This window comes from Pleionea sediminis, from assembly GCF_007570825.1.
GTDB lineage: Bacteria > Pseudomonadota > Gammaproteobacteria > Enterobacterales > Kangiellaceae > Pleionea > Pleionea sediminis.
In genome coordinates this window covers 1-22,968 of record NZ_SUNB01000011.1, presented here as the reverse complement: position 1 = coordinate 22,968, position 22,968 = coordinate 1, and the positions used below count along the sequence as shown (strand labels likewise).

Here is a 22,968-nt window from a genome sequence, read left to right as displayed (position 1 = left end):
CGGCAGCGGTTACCGGAGTATATGGTGCCGGCGGCGCTGGTGTTAATGACCGATACCCCATTAACCGCCAACGGTAAAATCGACCGACAACGATTACCGGTAGCAACCAAGGCGGACTATTTTAGTGATGATAATTTTGTTATCCCAAAAGGAAAGATCGAACAAAAAATCGCTGCATCTTACTCGGAGGTGCTTGGCCATTCATCGGTCGGTGCATTAGATAACTTTTTTGATCTCGGCGGCGACTCACTGTCAGCGCTAAAAGTGATTCGAAGTCTAAAAGACAAAGACGTTGATGTTTCTTTACGTGATTTAATGATTTCGAAAACTCCGCGTGCATTGGCTGAACTCATACGAAAAGAAGATAACTCAGCTGAACTTGAAGTTGTTTATTCTAACAATCAAACTCAAGCGACACAGCCTTTTTCGCTTCTTTCTGAAGACAACTCAGAATTAGCTCATCAAGGATATGAGGATGTATATCCGGTAAGTAAAATGCAATGGGCGATGTTGCTACATAGCAATGATTTCAGCTCGACGCAAATTTATCATGACGTATTGTCTTATCAAGTCAATGCACCATTTTGTTTAAACTCTATGAAAAAGGCGCTAGAAGACTTGGTAGGCACTCATGATATCTTAAGAAGTAAAATTATTTGGGATAAAAATGATGAACCTCATATTGCACTAGGTGATTTTTTGCCAACATTAACAGTTGAAAGTTGGCTTGAGTTTGATGATGATCAACAAGAAAGCAAGTTAGAGCAATGGATGGCCGATGAGTCCAACACGACATTTAACTTTAGTGATGAAGTTCCACTACGTATTTTTGTTCATCAATTATCAGCCACTAAATTTCAGCTTAGCTTAAGTTTTCATCATGCCATACTTGATGGGTGGAGCGAGAGTATTGTCACTAAAACTCTCTTGGATACTTACCAAGTCTACCGGCAAGGCGATTCTCCTGAGCTCACGGTACCAAAATACAGCTTTGCGCAACATGTTGCCAATGAAAATTCAACCGCAGCAGTTGAATCAGTTAAATCCTTCTGGAAGTCCTATCTCAGTGAAGTCGAGCCACATTGCTTTGAGGAACACTCTAAAGAGACAACTTACTCTGGGCTGACGACTCGCTCAATTATTATTGATGAACCACTGCGACAAAAATTGCGGGTAACCGCTGAACGGCTTGGTGTTTCAATTAAGTCGGTTCTTCTGGCCGCACATGTTAAATGTTTAAGTCTTCTTACGGGGCGCCAACAAATTGTTACTGGGTTAGTCACCAACTGTAGGGCAGCTGATGAACACGCAGACACCAGTGTTGGCATGTTTCTAAATACCGTGCCGTTTCAAGCTAAATTATTAGAGTGCAGTTGGGATGAACTTATCTTAAGGTGCTTTGAAAATGAGCTCGACGTTTTACCCAATCGATATCTTCCATTAAGTGACATAAATAAGGTAACTCATGTAGGACGTTGGTTTGACACCTTGTTTAACTATACCAAGTTTGAGCGGTTTAAAGAAATATTGAACCACCCAGAATCTTTAGTAATAGACAAAAAAGGAATCGCCAGTAATGGAGTACCTTTTTTTGTCGATTTTGATGAAACTGAGCATTTAACTTGTCGTTTAATGGCACATAAGAATACTAAGGCTGAGGCCTTTCAAGAAAACTATGTGCAAATTATTGAAGACATTTTAAGTGCGGCAACGCAAAGTAAAACCCGACATTATAATTTTGTGAGTTGCTTAGCGAATCAATGGCTACCCGAATTTAAAACGCCAATTGAAAACTCTTATAACTTTTTCTTAGATGAGTTGTTTTTGCGCGCATCAAACATGAGTGACAAAACCGCATTAATTACCGGAATCACCCAGGTTTCTTATAGTGAGTTAATACACAAAGTTATGCTTACCGGTCGCAAGCTGCAAGTAATGGGAGTAAAGCCGGGTGATCGAGTAGCCATTTGTCTACCTAGAAATGAACGACTGATTGAGAGCATTTTGGCTGTATTGTACTGTGGCGCAGCTTTTGTTCCTGTTGATGCCAGTTATCCTATAACTCGAAATCAAACAATTTTGTCTGATGCGAACATCTCCATTCTGCTTTATGACGAAGAAGAGTCTAACGATATTGCCGCCTTAGTTGATCCGAGTCAACGAGTTTCCCTACAGCAAATTAACCAGAAAGTTGTATCTGAGAAAATACTAAAGTGGGCACCATACGCTACTTTTAGGGCTTTACCTGCTTACCTAATTTATACTTCTGGAAGTACCGGAACACCAAAGGGGGTTATTCTCAATCATGGAAATCTCGCTGCTTTTCTAGGATGGGGGCTTAAAGCGTTTACCTTTGAACAGCTACGCGAGGTGGCTTTTTTAACATCCAACTGTTTTGACCTGTCAATTTACGAAATGTTTCTACCACTCCTTACTGGTGGCACGGTACATATTTATGACAATGTGGACGCCTTTTCTGAGTCGAGTTACCAAGAGGTTACTCTAATTAATACCGTCCCCTCCGCAATCAAATTACTGTTAGAGCTAAACGCAATATCTGACAAAACAAAAACAATCAACTTGGCCGGTGAACCACTTCGCAAAAAGTTAGTTAATCAATTGTTTGCAGAAACTCAAGTAGATTTTATAAATAACTTATATGGCCCTTCAGAAGCGACTGTTTACGCGACCCAAGCAAAATTTAATAAACCTTTAAAGGATGAGCCAAGTATCGGGCAAGGCGTTGATAGCTGCCGGATTTATTTGCTCGATGAAACATTGCACCCGGTCCCGGATGACTGTATTGGCGAGCTATATGTTGCCGGTGACAGCGTTGGTTTTGGATATCTTAACAGATCGAAGAAAAGTGCAGAATCTTTTTTACCTGACCCTTACAGCAATAATGAGTCTCAGGTCATGTATCGAACTGGCGATCTCGCTATTCGTCGTAATGATGAATTTATTTTTGTTGGTCGTCGTGATTCTCAGGTAAAAGTTAAGGGGTTCAGAATTGAGCTTGGTGACATTGAAACCGCATGTATGAAACAGTCAGAAATTACTGACGTAGCCGTCGTTGTTACTGGTGAACCGGACTCTGCTCATTTGTATTGCTTTTATGTGGGGAATACGGAAACAGCTGCTTTACACGATTTTCTAGCCAAACAGCTACCTCATTATATGGTGCCATCCTATTACCAAAAACTGGATAAGATGCCGCTGACTTCGACTGGGAAAATAGATAGAAAGTCTTTGTTATCGGGTATTACGCAAATTCAGGACGAGGCTAGTGAGCAGATAGCCAATCAACAGTATCTGGATAAAACTACTGCAATGGTAGCTGATTTGGTTCACGAATTAATTGGTCAACAACCGGCTCCAGACCAGTCTTTCTTTAGCATAGGAGGCGACTCAATTTCCGCTATGCAATTAGCGTCACGCTGTCGTCGTTTAGGCTATAAGTTATCTGTCAAGGATATTTTTAAACTGCAAACGGTGACCGCGATTGCAAATTATCTCGACTCACAAATGAAACAGTCACCTGGAAAAGAGGACTCGTTAAGTACCAATCTCAGCACTAACTCTCCAATACCCTTGACACCGATTCAGCACTGGTATTTGAACATTGGCAAGTTTGCTTACCACCAAGTTTTAGGCATCCAGGTAAATTATCCTGGCGAGCCTTTGAACAACCTTGTCAATGCGATCAATATCGTTATGCAGCGTCATCCATCGTTGGTTTCAAAACTGACCAAGATTAATAATCACTATCATTTAGTTCCTGGTACTGGCTCAATTAATATTCGTACAGTGAAAGTCAATCAAGTCGAAGAAAAAAGTAATATCCTGCAATCAGAGTTGCAAGCCTTGCACGATTATCTGGATATTGACGAAGGAAGGATGATAGGTGCTTTATGGTTGGAGGGAGAAGGACTAACCTGCGAACTCTGGCTCGTGATACATCATTTTGTAGTGGATGCAGTATCATGGAATACTCTCATTGATGATATTCGAGAAGTCTACTCGGCATTAGCAGTAACTGCGAAAGAAAATGCCAAAGAAAGTATAGTAGAACAAACTGATATCACACAGTTACTGCCTTTTTCTGATCCTTCTGCCTGGTGCCATCAGTTATCAAAAACGGCAAGCAGTTCAATTTTAATGCAAGAATACCAAAGCTATTGGAGTCAATTAAAAGGAATCTCTTCCGCCGTATTTGGATGTTACAACAATAAAAGTTCAAAGCTTGCCGATACTCGAAATGTACAGATTCAATTATCTAAACTGCAATCAAATGCTCTGCAAGAAGTCGCTGCTACCTCTGGCGGAAGTTTACTCTCATTGATAGTTACCTCGGTGAGCAAGGCGCTCAAAGGATTTACTGATAATTCTCAGGTAGGCTTATTAATTGAAACTCATGGCCGAGATTTTGAGAGTAGTGACATAACCCCAGATCGTCTGGTTAATTGGCTTACTGGATTCTGGCCCTTATGGGTAGTCTTTGATGAATCAGACAGTATTAAGTCAACCTTTGCTAAAGTTGCTGAAAGTTTAAATAAACCTGTATTACGCGGCAGTGGCTACGGACTGCTACGTTACTTGCATCCTAAAGCCGCCGTGCGAGAATCAATGGCCGAAATAGATCTACCTCAGGTGAGTTTGAATTACTTAGGAAAACAATCTGTCGACCAGGATAAATACTTCAGCGTTATTCCGGGAAGCTTGTCAGCTTATCAAGATCCAGAGACTCCTAGACAGACCCTGCTGGATATCAATGTCGCCCTTACCGGTGAAAATCTAACTTTTGATTTATCTTATGCAGATGATCAAGTATCTAGTTTAATGATAAAAGAGTTTGGTCAAAAATTAGAGCATACAATACAGCAAATAATTAACGAGCTTCCTAGAAAAAAAGAGCCTGAGTTGCCATTTATTCCGAATGAAAACTTTTACAGATTAACCGCAACTCAAAAAGGTTTGCTTTATCATTATTCCGAGAATCCGAGTAAGGGTGACTATGTTATTCAAGCCTATCGTTCCATTAAAGGCAATTTAGACAAAGCATTGTTGCATAAAGCCTGTTGTCATGTCGGCGAAAAATATGAGGCACTAAGAACCGTATTTATCGAACATGATGATGAATTTATCGGCCAGAAGTTTGAAGACAAGGTTGAAGTTTTTTGGCAAGAAGTAGACTGGAGTAAATTCAGTCACTCTGAAATAGATGAATTGTTAACCTCATTTTTAGACAAAGATCGACAGCAAGAATTCGTTAAAGGTAAACCTTGGCATCGCTTCACTCTTATTAAAGCTCATGAGGAGCACTTTCTCGTATGGACTATACACCATGCGTTGGTAGATGGCTGGTCAATCGGTGTGGTGCTTGCAGATATTCAAACAACCTATGATTCTCTTGAATCTATGCACTCAAAAGATGAGTTAGTGTGCCAATTTTCTAATGGGTTCAGTCAGTATCTTGAGTACATAAGAACCTTTGGCGAGAATGATTCGACCGACTACTGGCGCCAGTACTTACTTGAATTACAGGAGTACGCAGGCAAACTTCCAATGAAGATGGGTGAAGTATCTAAGCAGCCAATTATCGAAAGATGTGACAGTCAGTTATCTATGGAAGTCTCTAATTTATTAAAAGAGTTCTCCCGTGAACATCAGATTACCATCAATACTATCTTGCAAGCGGCTTGGGGAATTTTAATATCACGTTATTCTTGTATAGAAGAGGTCGTTTTTGGTGTCACTGTCTCTGGACGTCCACCAGAACTTGAGGGGGTGGAAAAGTTTGTTGGCCCATTTATCAATACTGTCCCAGTTCGGGTTAATTGCTTTACGGGTCAAACGACTGAGGATATGTTAACAAGGCTGCAAAATGCTCATATCGAAAGAATGGACGTTGAGCATGTGTCATTGGCTGAAATTCAAAAGTCAATTGGACTCTATGGTGAGTCTGCTCTGTTTGAAACTATTTTTGTTTATGAAAACTATCCTATGGAACAAGACGGGAGTCAATCCTCGATACAATGGAGCCGTTTATACGGAATTGAACAGAATAACTATCCTTTAGCGGTTGCTATCGTTCCCGGTGAACAATTATCTTTTCGACTGACCGCTGATGGCAGACGATTTGATGCCAAGTTCTTGCAGCAAATGGCTGAAGACTATGCTTTGATTTTAAAAAGCTTAATGGAATGCGAAACAGTCCAGACGGCTGTCGAAGTGCTGAAGCCATTGCCACATCACATGGAAAACGACTTCAATCCATTAAACAACTTTAGTCGTAAGCAGAATGACCACTCGGTATCAGTATTGCAGATGCTCGAGAAGCAAGTTATAGCCAACCCAGAGCAAACAGCCATAGTCTTTGATAATTTAGAGCTTAATTATCAAGACTTTGACCAGTTAACTAATTCCTTGGCTAATAGATTATTGACACAGGGCAATAGCCCAGTCGTGGTTCAATTTAAACGAAGCATCGAAGCTGTGGTAGCGATGTTTGCCTGCTTTAAAGCTGGCCGAATCTATGTTCCGGTTGATCCTCAACTGCCAACCCAATTGGTAAATAACATTATTCGAGAAAATCAGGTACAACTGGTATTAGGCACCCGAGTAAATAATGCTGAACTGGACTGTGAACAGCTTGAGTTTAATTGGAGTTCCTTAACAAACTCTCAACACTTTGCCGGGCCAATATTAAACGGCAAAGACATCGCCTATATTATCCATACTTCAGGGAGTACCGGAAAACCAAAAGGGGTAGCAATTTCTCACCAAAGTATTGCGCTTTCGACACTAAGTCGGTTAGATTTTTACGACACCCAATCAGAGCGCTTTTCGTTCGCTGCTGGCTTTCACTTCGACTCTTGTTTAGCGGCAATCTTAGGTTCGCTTTGTGCAGGTAAAACACTGATTATTCCCACTCAGTCGCAAATGCAATCAATTGATCGCATGGTGAATCTCATAGAAGAACAAAAAGTGGAGAATTTTTTAGTCACGCCATCTTTATACCGTGCGATATTGGAGCATAACAACAACTTTTCTTTCTCCAACCTAAAGCATGTCGTTCTTGCAGGCGAGAGTGTTTACGAAGGTTTGATACAAACTCATCTTAAAAATACTACGGCTCAGCTTCATGTTGAATACGGTCCTACGGAGGCAGCCGTTTGGGCCAGTGGTGGGGAACTTACCGGGGCAAGTGGCGACAGCGTAATTGGTAAGCCAATTTTAAACAGTCACTGGTATGTGTTAGATCAACAACTCAATCCCGTACCCAAGGGTGTTGCCGGAGAGCTTTATTTAGGGGGCCCCAATTTAGCTCAAGGTTATGTCAATATGCCAGGAATGACAGCGAGTCGATTTATACCTAATCCTTTTTCAACGGGAGAAAGACTTTATCGCACGGGAGATATAGTCTGTGAACTCTCAAAACAAGGTTTTAAATTTCTAGGACGAAGTGATCGGCAATTAAAAATCCGAGGTTATCGAATTGAGCCGGAAGCAGTTGAAAGCACATTGCTATCACTAGCAAATTTAGAAGGCACAGCCGTTTTTGAATTCGACAAACAACTTGTGGCTGCAGTGGTAAGTGATGATGATAATTTTAGTGAAGGCGACAATGGATGGAAGCTGAGAAATAAGTTACGTGGTCATTTGCCAGAATACGCAATTCCAGATCGATTTATTAAAGTCGATGAGTTACCTCTGACTCGAAACGGTAAAGCGGACATGGCCAAACTAAGAGAACTAGCAAAACAGCTGGTCTCATTAGAATCCAAGCAATCAGAGTCAGAGTTGACATCGATTCAACAACGCTTGATAAACGTGTTCGAAGAAGTGCTTGGGCGCACAAAAGTCCAGTTGGATGATAACTTTTTTGGTTTAGGCGGAGATTCAATAAAAGCACTATCGCTGGCAACGAGAGCTCAAAAATTAGGCGTGTCTGTAGAACCCTCTCAGATTATGCAGTACCCCACGGTTAGGCACTTAGCACAAGTTGCTGAAGAACGGGAGAATGGATTCAATACACAATTAACGATTGATCCAGTGAAATCAGGAGAGTCTATTTCCGGCCCTAACCAAAACTGGTTTTTCGAACACAATCATCATAATCCCAACCACTGGAATCAAGCGGTTTCGATAACGCTGCAACAATTTTCGGAGCAGAAGATTAAAAGTGCTCTTCGATTTGTTTTTAAGCGTCACGATGTATTTCGTTTGAGTTTTACTAGGCAAACAACAAATGACTGGCAAGCAATCTATTCAGAAGAAGCATCCTATTTTTCATTTAGGAAGGAAGCTAATATATCAGATGCTCGTCGATTAGAATTGATTTGCGAAACGCAAGCATCACTTAACTTAGAAGAGGGTAGGCTAAATGCTTGCTTACTCATTGAAAAAGAAGAATCTCAAGAATTGATCGTCTGTTTACATCATTTAATTGTTGATGTTGCATCCTGGAGAATACTGGTTGATGAAATCCAAGCCTATTTAAAGGGTGAGCTAGTCGATGATGGTCCGTCTTGGATATCCTATCAACAATGGACTAGGCATCAAAAAGACTGGGTAACGTCAGCTGATGGTCAAGAGTGTCTTAATCAATGGAATCAAGCGTTACCTGAGGCAGTTTCTCAACTTAAGGTTTCTAATCCTGAAGCGGAGTTTACCTATGAACATGCGACAACAGAAAAATATAATATTGCTCTAGACAGCATTTCTCCAAGTGAATTAGAACCCATTCTAATCGCTTCGCTGGTGGCTGCTGTTTCTGAGCAAACTCAAAGTCCAGACCTCGTTATCTGGCGTGAGCACAATGGAAGAGCCACTCGTTCAGGAGAACTGAGTTTAGCCCAGACAATGGGGTGGTTTACTGCACTGCATCCATTGATTTTTTATGTTGATGGATTTCAAAACCTGGTTGAAGAAGTTCGTAATACCATGCTTGATCCTTTAGCTTCTAGACAATTTGCAAGTTTAATGGCTTATAGTGAAGACAAGGCATTTAATGAGAAATTAAACAAACTGAAAAAACAATCGGTCGTATTTAATTTCTTTGGTGATATTTCTTCAGCCAAGGCATCACAAGAACAACTTTCTTACTCGCTAGATGTGCCCTTTGGGGCCGATATTAAGAATTCTTTGTCGGCAGAAATTCAAGTATTAGCGGCTATCGATTCTGGTGAGCTTACATTACAAATAACTTATAGCGAAGCAAGGTGGAGCAAAGAAGATGTTTCTCAATTAATTAGTCGTTATCTTGAGTTATTTAATGAGTTTATGGGTCATGACGCTAATGAGCTCTGCGAACTAGCAGACGTCGACCTAGATTTAGTTTCATCGTTGTTGGAGAACTAAGCTAAATGGAATCTAAAAAGTATTCGGATATTTTTATTCTCACACCGATTCAAGAAGGCATGTTGTTTCATGCAGAAAAAAGTGGTGGGCAAGCCTATCACGTTCAGTCGGCCTGGAAAATTGATGGTGAAATCGAGATCGACGCACTTGAGAGAGCAGTTGGTTCGGTTGTTCAGCAACATGATGCTCTTAGGATGGGAGTCCTTTGGAAAGGGTTGCCCCGGCCACACCAATTTGTGGTTAAGGAAGTCTTATCGCCATTCGAGTATTGTGATTGGCGCTCAACAGCAAGTATCGAAGATGAATGGGTAAGCACTAAGAGCAAACATTATCAAACAGCTTTTGATCTGACCAAACCTCCGTTGATGAGATTATTACTGGCTCAGACGGATGATCAAGAATATCGATTACTGTGGACCGGACACCATATGATGTTAGATGGTTGGTCTGTAGCTCTCATAATGGGTGAAATTTTTAAACAATACGAAATTAATCTCAAGGCTATTCCTGCTACGCCCAATAAAACACCGCAATTTAAAAGTTATCTTCAGTGGCTGAAGAAAAATCGTTCGAAGTCAAACGAAGCCTCTTATTGGCGTCGATTGCTGGGCGAATGCAATAAGTTTGAGCATATTCAAGCGACTGAATTATCAGCGTCAATTATAGAGCATTCTTTATCATTTACAGTTGAACAAACTCGCTTATTGAAACAACTTGCAATACAGACAAATACTAGTTTGAATACTATTGTTCAATTGTTGTGGTCTTCATGTTTAGCACAGTTGTTTAACTCCAACCAAATTGTTTTCGGCATGACGGTATCAGGCCGCCCACATAACCTTGAGGGTTATGCCAGCATCGCTGGAATGTTTATCAATACCTTGCCGGTGCGAGTCGATTTTTGTTGGTCGAAGACAGTCAATGACTGCTTGCGCGATTTACAACAACAAGTCATTGAGTCTACAGAATACAGTCACTGTCCAACTAGCGATATTAAGCGTTATCTAAAACTTGAAGAGCAAGGTGATTTATTTGATAGTATTTTGGTATTCGAAAACTATCCCGTTGATAATAACTCTCTTGATTTGCAACTGTCGATTACTGAGCTTGAGTTTACTCAATATTCTCATTATCCGTTAACGGTTATAGTTTCAGAGCATAACGATAGCCTTAATCTTATACTTCAAGTTAACTCATCAGAAATTTCAGAAACGACCGCTAATGCATTGATTAGTCGCTTAGAGATGAATGCTCAGTGCCTAGTTGCTCAATCGAATACTTCGGTGTTAAATCTGCTTTCTGCTAACTATACGCCATTAACCGAGGACATTGAGCATTATTCAGATATGGTTGTAGCAAGTGATATGTATTCTGAGTTTGCAAATTATTTGAATGAGAAACCTGATGCAGTGGCTATTATTGATGGACAGCGACGAGTTAGTTATCAAGAACTCAATGATATCGCATTGAATATCTCTTTATTACTGGATCAAAAGGGTATTCAAAGAGGAACTCATGTTGCTGTTAAAGTACAACAAGGAATAGAGTACATTGCTTCTCTGCTAGCCTTGGTTCGACTGGGTTGCGCCTATGTACCTTTAGACACAGATTTACCCACTGACAGAATTAAATCTATTTTTAATGATTCTGGGTGCTCATGTTTGATTGTTTTTAATCAAGAACAAATTAGCCACTGCTCATCAATAGTTAACCATTGTATTAATATCGAATTAGTGAATAAGATTGAGCAGGCCGGTACCAGTTCGATGTTATCAATTACACAAGTCAAACCGGATGATTTAGCTTGTATGGTATTTACCTCAGGATCGACTGGAAAACCTAAGGGTGTTGAAATTACCCAGCGAGGTATTCTTCGGTTAGTCAAGTCAACTAACTATATGGAGTATTCAAATGAACTTAGGTTTGCTCAGTTATCAAATTTGACTTTCGACGCTGCGACATGGGAAATTTGGGGAGCGCTACTCAACGGTGGTAATCTGGTTATCGTTAGAAAAGATACCCTATTATCTCCTTCAAAATTTCAGCAGACCATAAAGGAAGAGCAAATCAATACGGCTCTGCTAACCACCGCTCTTTTTAACATTTATGCCAATGATGCGCCCAATATTTTCCAAAATTTTAAATATTTGGTGTTTGGTGGGGAAGCGGGTAATGTTACCGCCGCTCAAAAGATACTTCAGAATAAGTTTTGCGGCACTCTAATCAATGCTTACGGACCGGCTGAAAATACGACCTTGGCCACCACCTTTTCAATTCCTAGAGCCTATGAAGGGAAAGCGTTACCTATTGGTTCATCTGTTTCTGGTTCTAAGACTTATGTACTCGATGAATTCTTAAGCCCAGTTATCGGAGAACAGGCAGGAGAGCTCTATATTGCCGGCCCTGGGCTAGCGCGAGGTTATGCCAACTTACCGAAAGAAACGGCACGCGCATTTATTCCTAACCCATGGGCTCGAGGCGAACGATTGTATCGTACTGGAGATTTAGTCAAATACAATCAACAAGGTGAGCTTATATACGTTGGTCGGAATGACTCACAGGTAAAGCTTAGAGGTTTTCGCGTCGAGATCTCAGAAGTAGAAAATATTATAAGAACTTGTCATGGAGTAAATTCTTGTTGCGTAGTCTGGGAACCAAACATTGGCGGCGGTCAATTGTTTGCTTATATCGTTAATACCATTGAGCGTCAATTGGTGGTATCCGAAATAACGCGAAAATTACCTTCATTCATGAAGCCGAGCGCGGTCATTTGCATGAAGGAATTGCCAATCACTGATAATGGGAAAGTTGACCGAAGAGCGCTTCCCACAGTAAAACCAACTGATTATAAGTTTGAGCTGTTCTCCGATGTAGAAACGGACCAAGTGGCAGAGAATGTACTCGCAATTGTGAAAGAAATTGCTGGTATCGACTCCTTACATATAGGCGACGATTTTTTTGCATCTGGAGGAAACTCATTAACGGCATTAAGGGTTCTTTCCAAGCTAATGAAAGAATTTAAGGTTGATATTTCAATCAGTGAGTTTGCCAGGCAGCCCACAGTTCATGCATTAGCAAATCATATACGAAATGACCATGCAGAAAAGTCAGATAATGTCGAAATCAAAACAGTAAATATTAACTCTCCTCATCAACTTAGTTTCAGTCAAAAGCAACTTTGGTTTGTGAGTCAATTAGAGAATGTTAGTAGCACTTACAATATCCCATTAGCATTGCACTTAGCAGGTGAGGTTGATGTAAATGCCTTACAATACGCCGTTGAAAAAATAGTCGCCAAGCATGCTATATTGCGAACTAGCTATCACCAGAAAGACGGGGAAGTTTTCGCCCGCGCCTGTAATACAAAGCCTACACTTAACAGGCTCGATTTATCATCGAGCCAACAAGCTAACAACAAAAAAGCTATTCAAAACCTCGTTGAAGCAGAGATGTTTACTCCATTTTTGCTTTCGCAAGATTTAATGGCTCGTTTTTCGTTGATTCAAGTAAAGCCAAACGAATCGATTTTCGTGATCAGTCTACATCATATTGCAGCGGATGGTTGGTCGTTAGGAGTTCTAGTAAAGGAGCTGGAATTCTTTTATCAAAGTGCATTGGTTCAAAGAGAAGACGATCAAAAAAAGCATGGCATCAATTATATGCCAGTTGCCGCAATACCTAATGCACAACAGCCAGAACCGCTGCCGAAATATCAATATGCTGACTTTGCTCTGTGGCAGGCTAATTATTTATCAGAAGATAAAAAACAAAAATACGCCTCGTATTGGCGTGAGCGGCTTATCGATGGACCAATCATTCACAGTTTACCTACCTGTCGGGTTCGTCCTCCAAAACCGTCTTATCAAGGGGCCACAGTTGTCCATAAGTTACCAAACAGTCTGGTAGAGCAGCTCACTAAAATCAGCCAAGCAAACCAAATGACTTTGTTTGTTACTTTATTCAGCAGGTTTGCCCATTGGGTGTCCAAATTGAGTGGTGAGCATGATGTTATTATTGGAACACCCGTTGCTAACCGAGAAAAAGAAGAGTTCAAAAACTTAGTGGGTTGCTTTGTCAATATTTTACCGGTGCGATTTAATTTTTCTAAACATTCAGATTCTGTTGAGACGATAAAGAAAAATCAACGACAGTTTTTTGCTGACTTAGAACATCAGGCAATGCCATTTTCAATGATGGTAGATGAGCTAGGGGTTGAGCGCAGCGCTAGTTTTAACCCTTTATTTCAGATTGTTTTTACCTTACAAAATAACCAGATTACTTCGCCTGAATTACCCGACATTGCTGTTAAACCCTACACTGATGTAAGGCAAGCAACTGCTCGTATGGATTTGACTGTAGAAGCGATGACTGTTGACGATGGCTTGGAAATGAGTTGGGAGTACTCAACTGATATTTTTGATCAAGCTATGATAGAAACATTTGCGAGAGGATTTGAACAAGAGTGCCGCGAATTTCTTAAGCGAACACTAGCGGCAACTGATTCATCAATAAATGACAACGCATTAGTAACTTCGGTGAGTCAAGACACGCAAAAGTTCAATGACATAGTAGAACCATCTTATTCAAATGAGAAACCTGTAAGACTGCTAAGTTTGTTAGAGCAACAAGTTAATTGCCGTCCTAACGCAATGGCTATTACTTCTGAATCCGAACATTTTACTTATTTAGAGCTTTGGGAAAAATCCATTCAAATAGCACTTTATTTAAAAAGACAAGGAGTAACATCGGGTGATAGGGTTGTTGTTCAATTACCCAAAAATTTTGAATGCGTCGCTACGTTTATCGGTGTATTAAAATTGTATGCTATCTATGTTCCTTTAGATTGTCATTTACCCTCTGAAAGAGTCGCTGATATTATTCAAGACTGCGACGCGTGCTGTGTAGTTACCGATGATGCTCTAGCAAACAATGTGTCTTTGAAAAGCTCATCAAGATGCCAAATTGTTGACCTGAATAGCTTGCCTGCTACAGCTACCATCGACTGGCCTTGGTCAGTTGACAATTCAGCGGATCAAATCGCCTATATTATGTATACCTCGGGTACCACCGGTCGTCCTAAAGGCGTAGCTATTCTCGAACAGGGCATTACTCGGCTTGTTAAAGAAACTAACTATCTGCGTTTCGACGACACTATTCAAACATCGCTGTTGTCTCAAATTGGGTTTGATGCTTCTACATTTGAATTGTGGGCACCATTATTAAATGGTGGTATCTGCCATATAGTTAACAAAAAGGTTCCTGAACCAAAAAACATTCGGCAACTGATCCATTCAGGGGTTAATACTCTGTGGTTAACATCCACTTTGTTTAATACGCTGGTTGATATCGATAATACTATTTTTTCAGGCCTAAAATATCTGCTGGTTGGTGGAGAAGCTATTTCTGTACATCATGCCAACAGGTTAGCTGAGATAAGCTGCCCTCCACAACTTATCAATGGTTACGGCCCAACAGAAAATACTACCTTCAGCTGCACTCATCCAGTCACGCTTCCTATCACATCAAGTCATGTTTCCATTGGCCAAGCAATTAAAGGAACAGAATGCTTAGTTCTCAATGATGCACTCGAACCAGTGCCCCATGGGGTCGTGGGCGACCTCTATCTTGGTGGTAAAGGTCTTGCAATCGGCTACTGGAATAATTCAAGAGAAACCGCACAATCTTTTATTCCTCATCCTGAGCAGGTGGGAGAGCGACTTTATTTTACTGGAGACCGAGTACGAGTCGAAACAGACGGCAACTTAAGTTTTATCGGTCGTAAAGATCGACAAGTAAAACTAAGAGGCTTTCGCGTAGAGCTGAAGGAAATAGAGTCGGTTTTGCTAGAATTTGCTCCAATTAAAAATGCAGCGATAAGATTATTGGATGAACAACTGATTGCATTTATCACTTCATCGCTATCGGTTGATCTTGATCTGGTAAATAACCATCTATATCAACGGCTACCTGAGTATATGATTCCTACTCGGATTTTGGCGATTGATTCCATGCCACTCACGTCAAATGGCAAACTGGATGATTCTGAGTTACGTAACCTTTGGTCACAACGTCAGCAAACAGACAATCCTGTCATCGACGATGAAATGACAGCCACTTGTTCCCTTGTGTGCCGATGTGCTGCCGATATTTTAAACCTATCAGAAGTCACTAGTACTCAGAGCTTTTTTGCCTTGGGAGGTAACTCACTTAAAGCAATAAAACTTCAGTCAGACTTAGAGAATAAGTTTGGTGTGCATATGAAGGTAGAGGATATTTTTAAGAAACCTGTACTAAAAGATATTGCGTTGCTTATCGATGCAGCACTTGGTAAGCCCAAGTTAAAAAATAAAGACGTAGAAATGGTAGAGGGTGAAATATGAATATTCAGGACTTTATAATTAATTTAGCCAAGGACGGTGTTGTTTTATCACTAAATGGCGACAAACTACGTTATGAGGGGCCTTTGACCCAACTGGGTGACTTGGTGATCGAACAGCTTAAAAATCACAAAGCAGAAATAATTGCCTGGTTGGAAAGTCGTCGTGAGCGCTCAGATAATGGATTAGTCAAAACTCAGGCCTCTTATCCAAGAAGTTTATCCGATATAGAGCAACAATTATGGGTTGTTGATCAACAAGAGAAAGTCGGTGGAACTTATAATATTCCCTTTGCATTTCATTTGCGTGGAAAATTGGATATAGACCATCTAAAAACAGCACTCAATGAACTAATCGCCAATCATTCAGTTTTACGTACCAATTATCATTTAATAGATGGAGAGCTATTAGCGAATTTATCAAACCAGCCATTTCAACTCACCATCTCCAATATTGATCTTTCTAATAACGAAGATGTGTTGCAAGATTATTTGCGAAATCAAGCGGCTGTTCGATTTGATTTAAGCAAGGATCTTTTGATGCGAGCTGAAATTATTGTCGTCTCACAAGAACATCATGTTTTGTTATTGAGCTTCCATCATATTGCTGCCGACGGCTGGTCTGTTTCTATATTAACCAAAGAGTTGGCTGCAGCATATTCTAAAACATGTGGACAGCAAGACCTTTCAATTCAAACTGAGGTGTTACAATACTCTGACTATGTATCATGGATAAAAGAGAAGAAACAACACCCTGAGTATTCTCAACTCAATAATTACTGGCGCGAACGATTGGCAGGTGCACCACCAATTCATTCGTTACCATTAGATAAAGTACGTCCAAAACAACCCTCTTATTCTGGTCGAACCTATAACCAGCGAATTGATAGTGAGTTATTAGCAAAACTGAACCAACTGGCTGCCGACAATGATGTCACGCTTTTTTCAACACTTTATTCTGCATTTTCCATACTAGTGAGCCGATATAGTGGAGAAACCGACCTCGTTATAGGCACACCTGTGGCTAATCGCGAACATAATGACCTGAGCGATATAGTGGGCTGTTTTGTGAACATGTTGCCTTTGCGAGTTAACCTTGAAAAGGCGACCATATTTACTGAACTATTACGAGAAGTTCATCAGAAACTTTCAGAGGACTTCTCAAACCAATCGTTACCATTTGGTAAAATCGTTGAGTTAACACGTAACGAATCAAGCTCATCTTGTCACCCCATTTTTCAAGTGATGTTCGCACTCCAAAATATCGAAGCTGAAGAGTTAGCTCTAGGTGACTTGGATGTAGAACCGATTACCGTTAACTCTTCATTTTCGGCCTATGACATTAGCTTGAATGCGGAAATGCATCGAGATCACATTAATATTCAGTGGGAGTATTGTGACGAGTTATTTGAAGAAGAAAGTATTCAGCAGCTTTCATCGAGTTTCGATATTTTATTAAAGTCGTTTGCCAATGGCTGCAACAACATAGAACAAGCGCAAATTCTAACAGAAGAGAGTACCGCGCAGATACTCGATATGGGAAAGGTTAATATTGATGACTCGATTACAACTAGTCCATCGATAATTTCACTGATTGATCAACTAGCCAAGAAAAACCCCAATGCTACGGCTTTGGTTCATGGTAATACGAGGTTAACCTACGCCCAACTAGCAGAAAACGTTTTGCAAGTTGGTAGCTACCTAACACAAGTCTGCAATATACAACCTGGTGATTCGGTTATTGTCTGTTTACCACAATCCACCGATTGGGTAGTGTCTCTATTAGCAGCGATGTCAATCGGTGCAGTATATATTCCAGTTGATGTTAAAACGCCACGTAATCGAATTGAAGCCATTGCAGAAAGTTCCAAACCAAGCTGCAGCATTATTCATAGTCAATCAAAAGACTTACTAGTCACCGATAATTATTTAATATTAGATGAACCGGTGATTCGAGAAGTATTAGTCAATATTCCAACGACTGCAGGAATTGATGTCGAAGAGCAAAGTAGCGCTTATATCAGTTTTACTTCTGGTTCAACAGGTCAACCGAAAGGTGTAATCATCGGACACTATGATCTTAAATGTCATATTCTTTCTGTTGTAGAAGCATTTGATATAAAACAACAAGATAGACTGCTTCAATTTTTAAGTATTTCCATCGATGGATCAATAGAACAGATTTTGACAGCGCTGGTGAGTGGTGCCGAACTGCATTTGAGAGAGCAAAGCATTTGGACCATAGAGCAAACCATTCAATACATTCTTGAAAACAAGATTACGCTTACAGATCTTCCAGTCGCTTATATTCAGCGACTAGTAGGAGAGCCTGTGGCAATGAAACAGCTCAAAAACTCCCAGTTAAGATTGATTTCTACAGGTGGAGACGTAGTATCAACCAATATTGTGTCTGCTTGGCAAGAGGCTGAATTGTTTGACACTATTGAATTAGTTAACGCCTACGGGCCAAGTGAAACAACCATTACATCAACAATTTATAAAGTGGACCCTGTTCATTGTGAACGTGTGGTTCCGATCGGCAAACCCTTGGCTGGAACTCGCTGTTTAGTTGTCGATGAAAAAGATAGAGTATTGCCTTTTCATTGTGTTGGCGAACTCCTTATTGGTGGAGTAGGCGTTGCCAAAGAGTATTTAGGAAATCCCTCACTAACATCGCAAAAATTTACCGTTAATCCCTACGATCCGAATGATCGCGTCTACAGAACGGGTGATATGGTTCGTTTAAATCGAGATGGTAATTTAGAGTTTTTAGGACGGCGCGATGATCAAGTCAAAATAAGAGGGTACCGTATTGAGTTAGCTGAGGTAGAAGCTTGTTTGGCATCTTTTCCTCAAGTTGATGATGTATGGGTCACTACTCAAATTAACGACCAACAGGAAAAGCGATTGATCGCTTATGTTGCATCGAACCGGTTTGAGACTATCGAAGTCGATTCCTTACATGGCCATATACAAAACAAGCTACCACATTTTATGTGGCCTTCAGCAATTCAACTGATGAAATCTTTTCCGCAACGAGCCAATGGTAAAATTGACATCAATCAATTACCTGAAGTCCAAGAGTTAAAAGCAGAGTCATCAAAACAAACCCGATTGAACGGCGCCCTAGAAAATAGTTTGGCCGATATTTGGCGTGATACACTCAGCCGAAAAAATATTGGTCGACATGATAACTTTTTCGCCTTGGGCGGAGACTCCATTATTTCAATTCAAGTCGTTGCGAAAGCCCGTGAGCTTGGTATCGACCTTACAACAACCTCCATTTTCGAGAATCCAACCATCGCTCAATTGGCGCAGGTTGTTCAGTCCAACGAATCCTCTGAAGTGCCGGAGTTTTCTGGCCCCTTGGCCTTACTTCCTCAACAAATTGAGTTTATAGAAAGTGAAAACCTTAATTTTGATTACCACCAATCTTTTTGGGCACCTTTTACTGGAGAAATAACTGCAGAACAGTGGCATCTTTGTGTAGAGCAATTGGTAATTGCGCACCCTGCCTTAAGGCAAACTTTTGATCCCGATAGAGGAACCTCTGCAGTAGCGTCTTATCATTCAGGTCTATTATCTAGGGCTCTAAACTTTGTAGACCTTTCGAATGATTCGGGGGGCGACCTAAAAAAGAGCGTGTCTCAGATTGAATCGTCTGCTCGTAAAGACATTTCGATAACTGACGGCCCATTGATGAAGTGGATATTAATCAAAACGTCTTTGAGCGACTTTTTAGTTTTGGGTATAGCTCATCACTTGATTGTTGATATGGTGTCATTGCATTTATTAAGAGAAAGCATTCTTTATCTGCTTAGCCAGTGCAATCACCACCGAGCGCCAGTGTTAAAAGTACCGGAATTTGCAACTGAAAAATACATTGAGAGATTACAAGAAACTTCTCCGACAGAGATGACTTACTGGCAACCAATATTAGACAAAAAAGTGCCGAGGTTTTCATCTAGCCATGACTATGGTCAATACTCTGGGCAAGTGAACCGCAAAATTGAGATTGACTCACGACAAATACATCAATTGTTTGATAATTCTCGTCAGCTTTTAAAAACCACACCTGAAATTGTCGTTCATAGTATTTTTGCTCATGGGCTAGCCAACTTGTGGAGTAATTCAACGATTGGTTTTTGGTGCGAGAAAGCTGGACGTCAATGGTGTCAAAGCACTGTTTCAACCAGCGAAACGGTAGGGTGGTTTACGTCTCTCTTCCCTATGATTATTGAAACGACAGATGGAACTGTTGAACATAGTTTAATGGCTACAAAGTCAGCATTTAATGAGCTTCCTAATGAAGGCGTCGGATACGGTGCAATACGTCATATAGCGGGAGATGATAATTTCAAACAGTGGGAGGAAAATAGCTCGCCGGATCTCGTAATTAACTTCTTAGGGACTTTCAATCTCTCACAAGTATCTTTGGACAGAAATCATGAATTGGCTGACTACCGCATGAATAATCTCGGTAACCAAGCAAAAAGAACCGAGGCGCTGACCGCAACCGTATTTTTTAAGGATAATAATTTTGTTATCAGCCTGGACTTCGATAAAACCTGTTGTGATGTCGAACTAATCGATAAATTATCCGATAGCTTGCAACATTCAGTTAATTCGCTTGTTGAATTTACTAACCGAGCGAACCCTAAATACAGCCCAACGGATTTTTCATTAGCTGAACTAACTGATGTTGAGTTAATTACGGCAGTAAATAAGTTTGGCTGCATTGATGATATTTATCCTTCAACGCCCATGCAAGAAGGTATGTTATTTCGAACGCTACTCGATGAAAAAAAATCTGCTTATATTACTCAGTCGTACTTTTCGATATCCGGTGATCTTAAAGTCGATGTGTTTCGTTCTAGCTGGGATAAAGTTATCGCTCGTCATCCCATTTTACGTACTGCATTTTTAGCGACTGAAGCCTCTGGTATATGCCAGGTTGTGCTTAACCAACCTGATATTGATTGGCGTGTTATTAATCCTGCGGATTACTCAACAACCGATCTCTTCGACTTTTCAACTTTATTAGCAGAGGATTTAGCCACACCTTTTGATCTTCAATCGGTTATTCCAATGCGTTTTTTAATAGTCCAAGAGTCATCCCAGTGGATCTTTCTATGGACTCATCATCACGCTCTTTTGGATGGTTGGAGTGTCAGTCGACTCTTTTCTGAAGTGACAGAGGAGTATCGGGCATTGCTCATGAACGAGCCTGATAAAATTGAATCCCCTCAACCTTTTAAAGGCTATATCCAGTGGTTAGCCTCGCTTGATCGAGCTGAGTCTGATCGCTATTGGAAAAGTCAGCTTGAATCCAAGCAAGCTTTGTTATTTGAGCCTTCATCAGACAATTCTGACTTTTATCAATTACAAGGGCAATTCTCCTCTAGATTAAGTGAACAAGTTGTTGAGTTTGCAAAACAACAACAGGTGTCAGTTGCATCGATTATGCAGTCAGCTTGGGCGCTTACTTTGAATAATGTCAGTTCAACTAATGACATATTGTATGGTGTCACGATTTCAGGTCGACCAGAAGAGTTGGCTGGGTCGACAGATATGGTCGGGCTATTTATTAACACAGTCCCCGTTCGAGTTGCCCTTGACTATGAACAATCTATTGGCTCGTTTTTACAGTATGTTCATACCAATACTCAGTCGGCTAACCGTTACGGACATGTTGCTTTAGCAGAAATATCCCGACTGGCAGATTTACCACCGCAAAGTCAATTATTTGATAGCTTGTTTGTTTACGAAAACTACCCACGTGGCGGCGCAGTCAACTTAATGGATGCAGTCGGTTTTGATGTGACTGATAGTGGTGCTACCGAATACAGTGAGTATCCCTTAACCCTCAGTGTTGGACTGAGTGATTGTCTTGTCTACCTTTTATTATGTGACCGCAAGCATGTGTCTTCAGAAATGTCAAAACATGTGGTGTCGCTTTATGAAGAAGTGTTGAATGTGTTAACACAGCAGGCCAGCACTCAAACGTTGCAACAGTTAGTCAATTCAAGCAAGTTGCTTGCGAAACCTTTTATCAGTTTGCATCCCGTTCCATTTGATCAACTCAATGATAACTCTTCAATTAGTACAGCCACTAATTGCATATCACCTCGTAATGACATTGAGCAACAAATTGCCAATATTTGGCGATCTATTTTGCAGATAGACGAGTTTGGTGTTTTTGATAATTTTTTCCAGTTAGGTGGCAATTCATTATTAGCCATGCGATTCATCGCAAAGTTACGAGACATTTTTGGTTTTGAGTTTGATCTGACATTGTTTATGGCTGATGCCAGTATTGCTGCACTCGCGCAGCACATTTCATACAAACAACAAAATCAGGCAATAAGATCGGCAGTTTTTGAAAATCAAGAAGAAGAGCCGGCCCAGGAGTTTTTTCTATGACCATTATTGAAATTTTAAATCGATGCCAAGCCAATGGTATTTCTCTTCAGTCTGTAAACGGACAATTAAAAGTTAGCTCGAAACATAAAGCACCAATCGATGCTGAGTTAATCAAGCAGCTTAAAGTTAACAAAGAAAAACTTTTAGCTTGGTTTGATGAAAATAAAGAAAGTGCAACGATTGAATCAATTCCGGCACGGCCAGCCAATAAAATGATTCCTTTGTCAGTAGAACAACAAGCCATGTTTTTACGTTGGCAAACGGATCCTGAATCAGCAGAGTTCAACACACCATCACTGTTTCAGTTATCTGGAGAAATAGATTGCTCTGCATTAAGTTCAGCTTGGCAAACGGTTTGTTTGCGACACGAATCACTAAGAACGTTTTTTAAAGGTGTTGGAGACGAGGCGGAACAAGTCATTGCTCCTCAAGCACCCGTATTAGAAGTGGTCGATGCTCATAGTTGGCCGCAGCCAAGGTTACAGCAAGAATTGCTTGAGGTGGTTGGTAAGGGATTTAATTTAGTACAAAGTCCACCGGTGAGAGCCATATTATTTCGTACCGCTGACAACGAAGCAATTTTGTCACTCGTAATGCATCATTTGATTACTGATGGTTGGTCGATGGACTTAATTTTTGGTGAGCTAGCTGCACTTTATAACGCTGAGCTTGCTAACATTCCCATAGAATTACCGGCAGTGGCTTTACAATACGCCGACTACGCAGTTTGGCAACGGAGCCAAGTGTCAAGCCGAGATTATCAAGAGCAATGGTCCTATTGGTCGGAGCGTTTACAAGACTTGACT

Annotated in this window: 4 protein-coding genes; all 4 read left to right on the top strand. The window is 40.6% G+C overall.

Annotated elements, in window-relative coordinates:
- Positions 1-45: 45 nt before the first annotated feature.
- On the top strand, positions 46-9,363 hold the full coding sequence (locus FAX86_RS21580; RefSeq protein WP_205859284.1) for a non-ribosomal peptide synthetase: 9,318 nt from the start codon (positions 46-48) through the stop codon (positions 9,361-9,363).
- A gap of 5 nt (positions 9,364-9,368) precedes the next feature.
- The gene (locus FAX86_RS21575) at positions 9,369-15,743 is read left to right on the top strand and encodes a non-ribosomal peptide synthetase (protein ID WP_144395573.1); all 6,375 of its coding nucleotides are present in this window, start codon (positions 9,369-9,371) and stop codon (positions 15,741-15,743) included.
- A complete protein-coding gene (locus FAX86_RS21570) occupies positions 15,740-22,162 on the top strand; it encodes a non-ribosomal peptide synthetase (RefSeq protein WP_144395572.1) in 6,423 nt (2,140 codons plus the stop codon). The genes FAX86_RS21575 and FAX86_RS21570 overlap by 4 nt, the downstream gene beginning before the upstream one ends.
- A partial coding sequence (locus FAX86_RS21565) for a condensation domain-containing protein (RefSeq protein ID WP_246128721.1) occupies positions 22,159-22,968 on the top strand: 810 nt, incomplete at its 3' end. The genes FAX86_RS21570 and FAX86_RS21565, both read left to right, overlap by 4 nt.

What these genes read in the sequence shown, in the direction of transcription:
- FAX86_RS21580 (WP_205859284.1), top strand. Translation starts at nt 46, where the DNA reads ATGACCGATACCCCATTAACCGCCAACGGTAAAATCGACCGACAACGA.
- FAX86_RS21570 (WP_144395572.1), top strand. Translation starts at nt 15,740, where the DNA reads ATGAATATTCAGGACTTTATAATTAATTTAGCCAAGGACGGTGTTGTT.
- FAX86_RS21575 (WP_144395573.1), top strand. Translation starts at nt 9,369, where the DNA reads ATGGAATCTAAAAAGTATTCGGATATTTTTATTCTCACACCGATTCAA.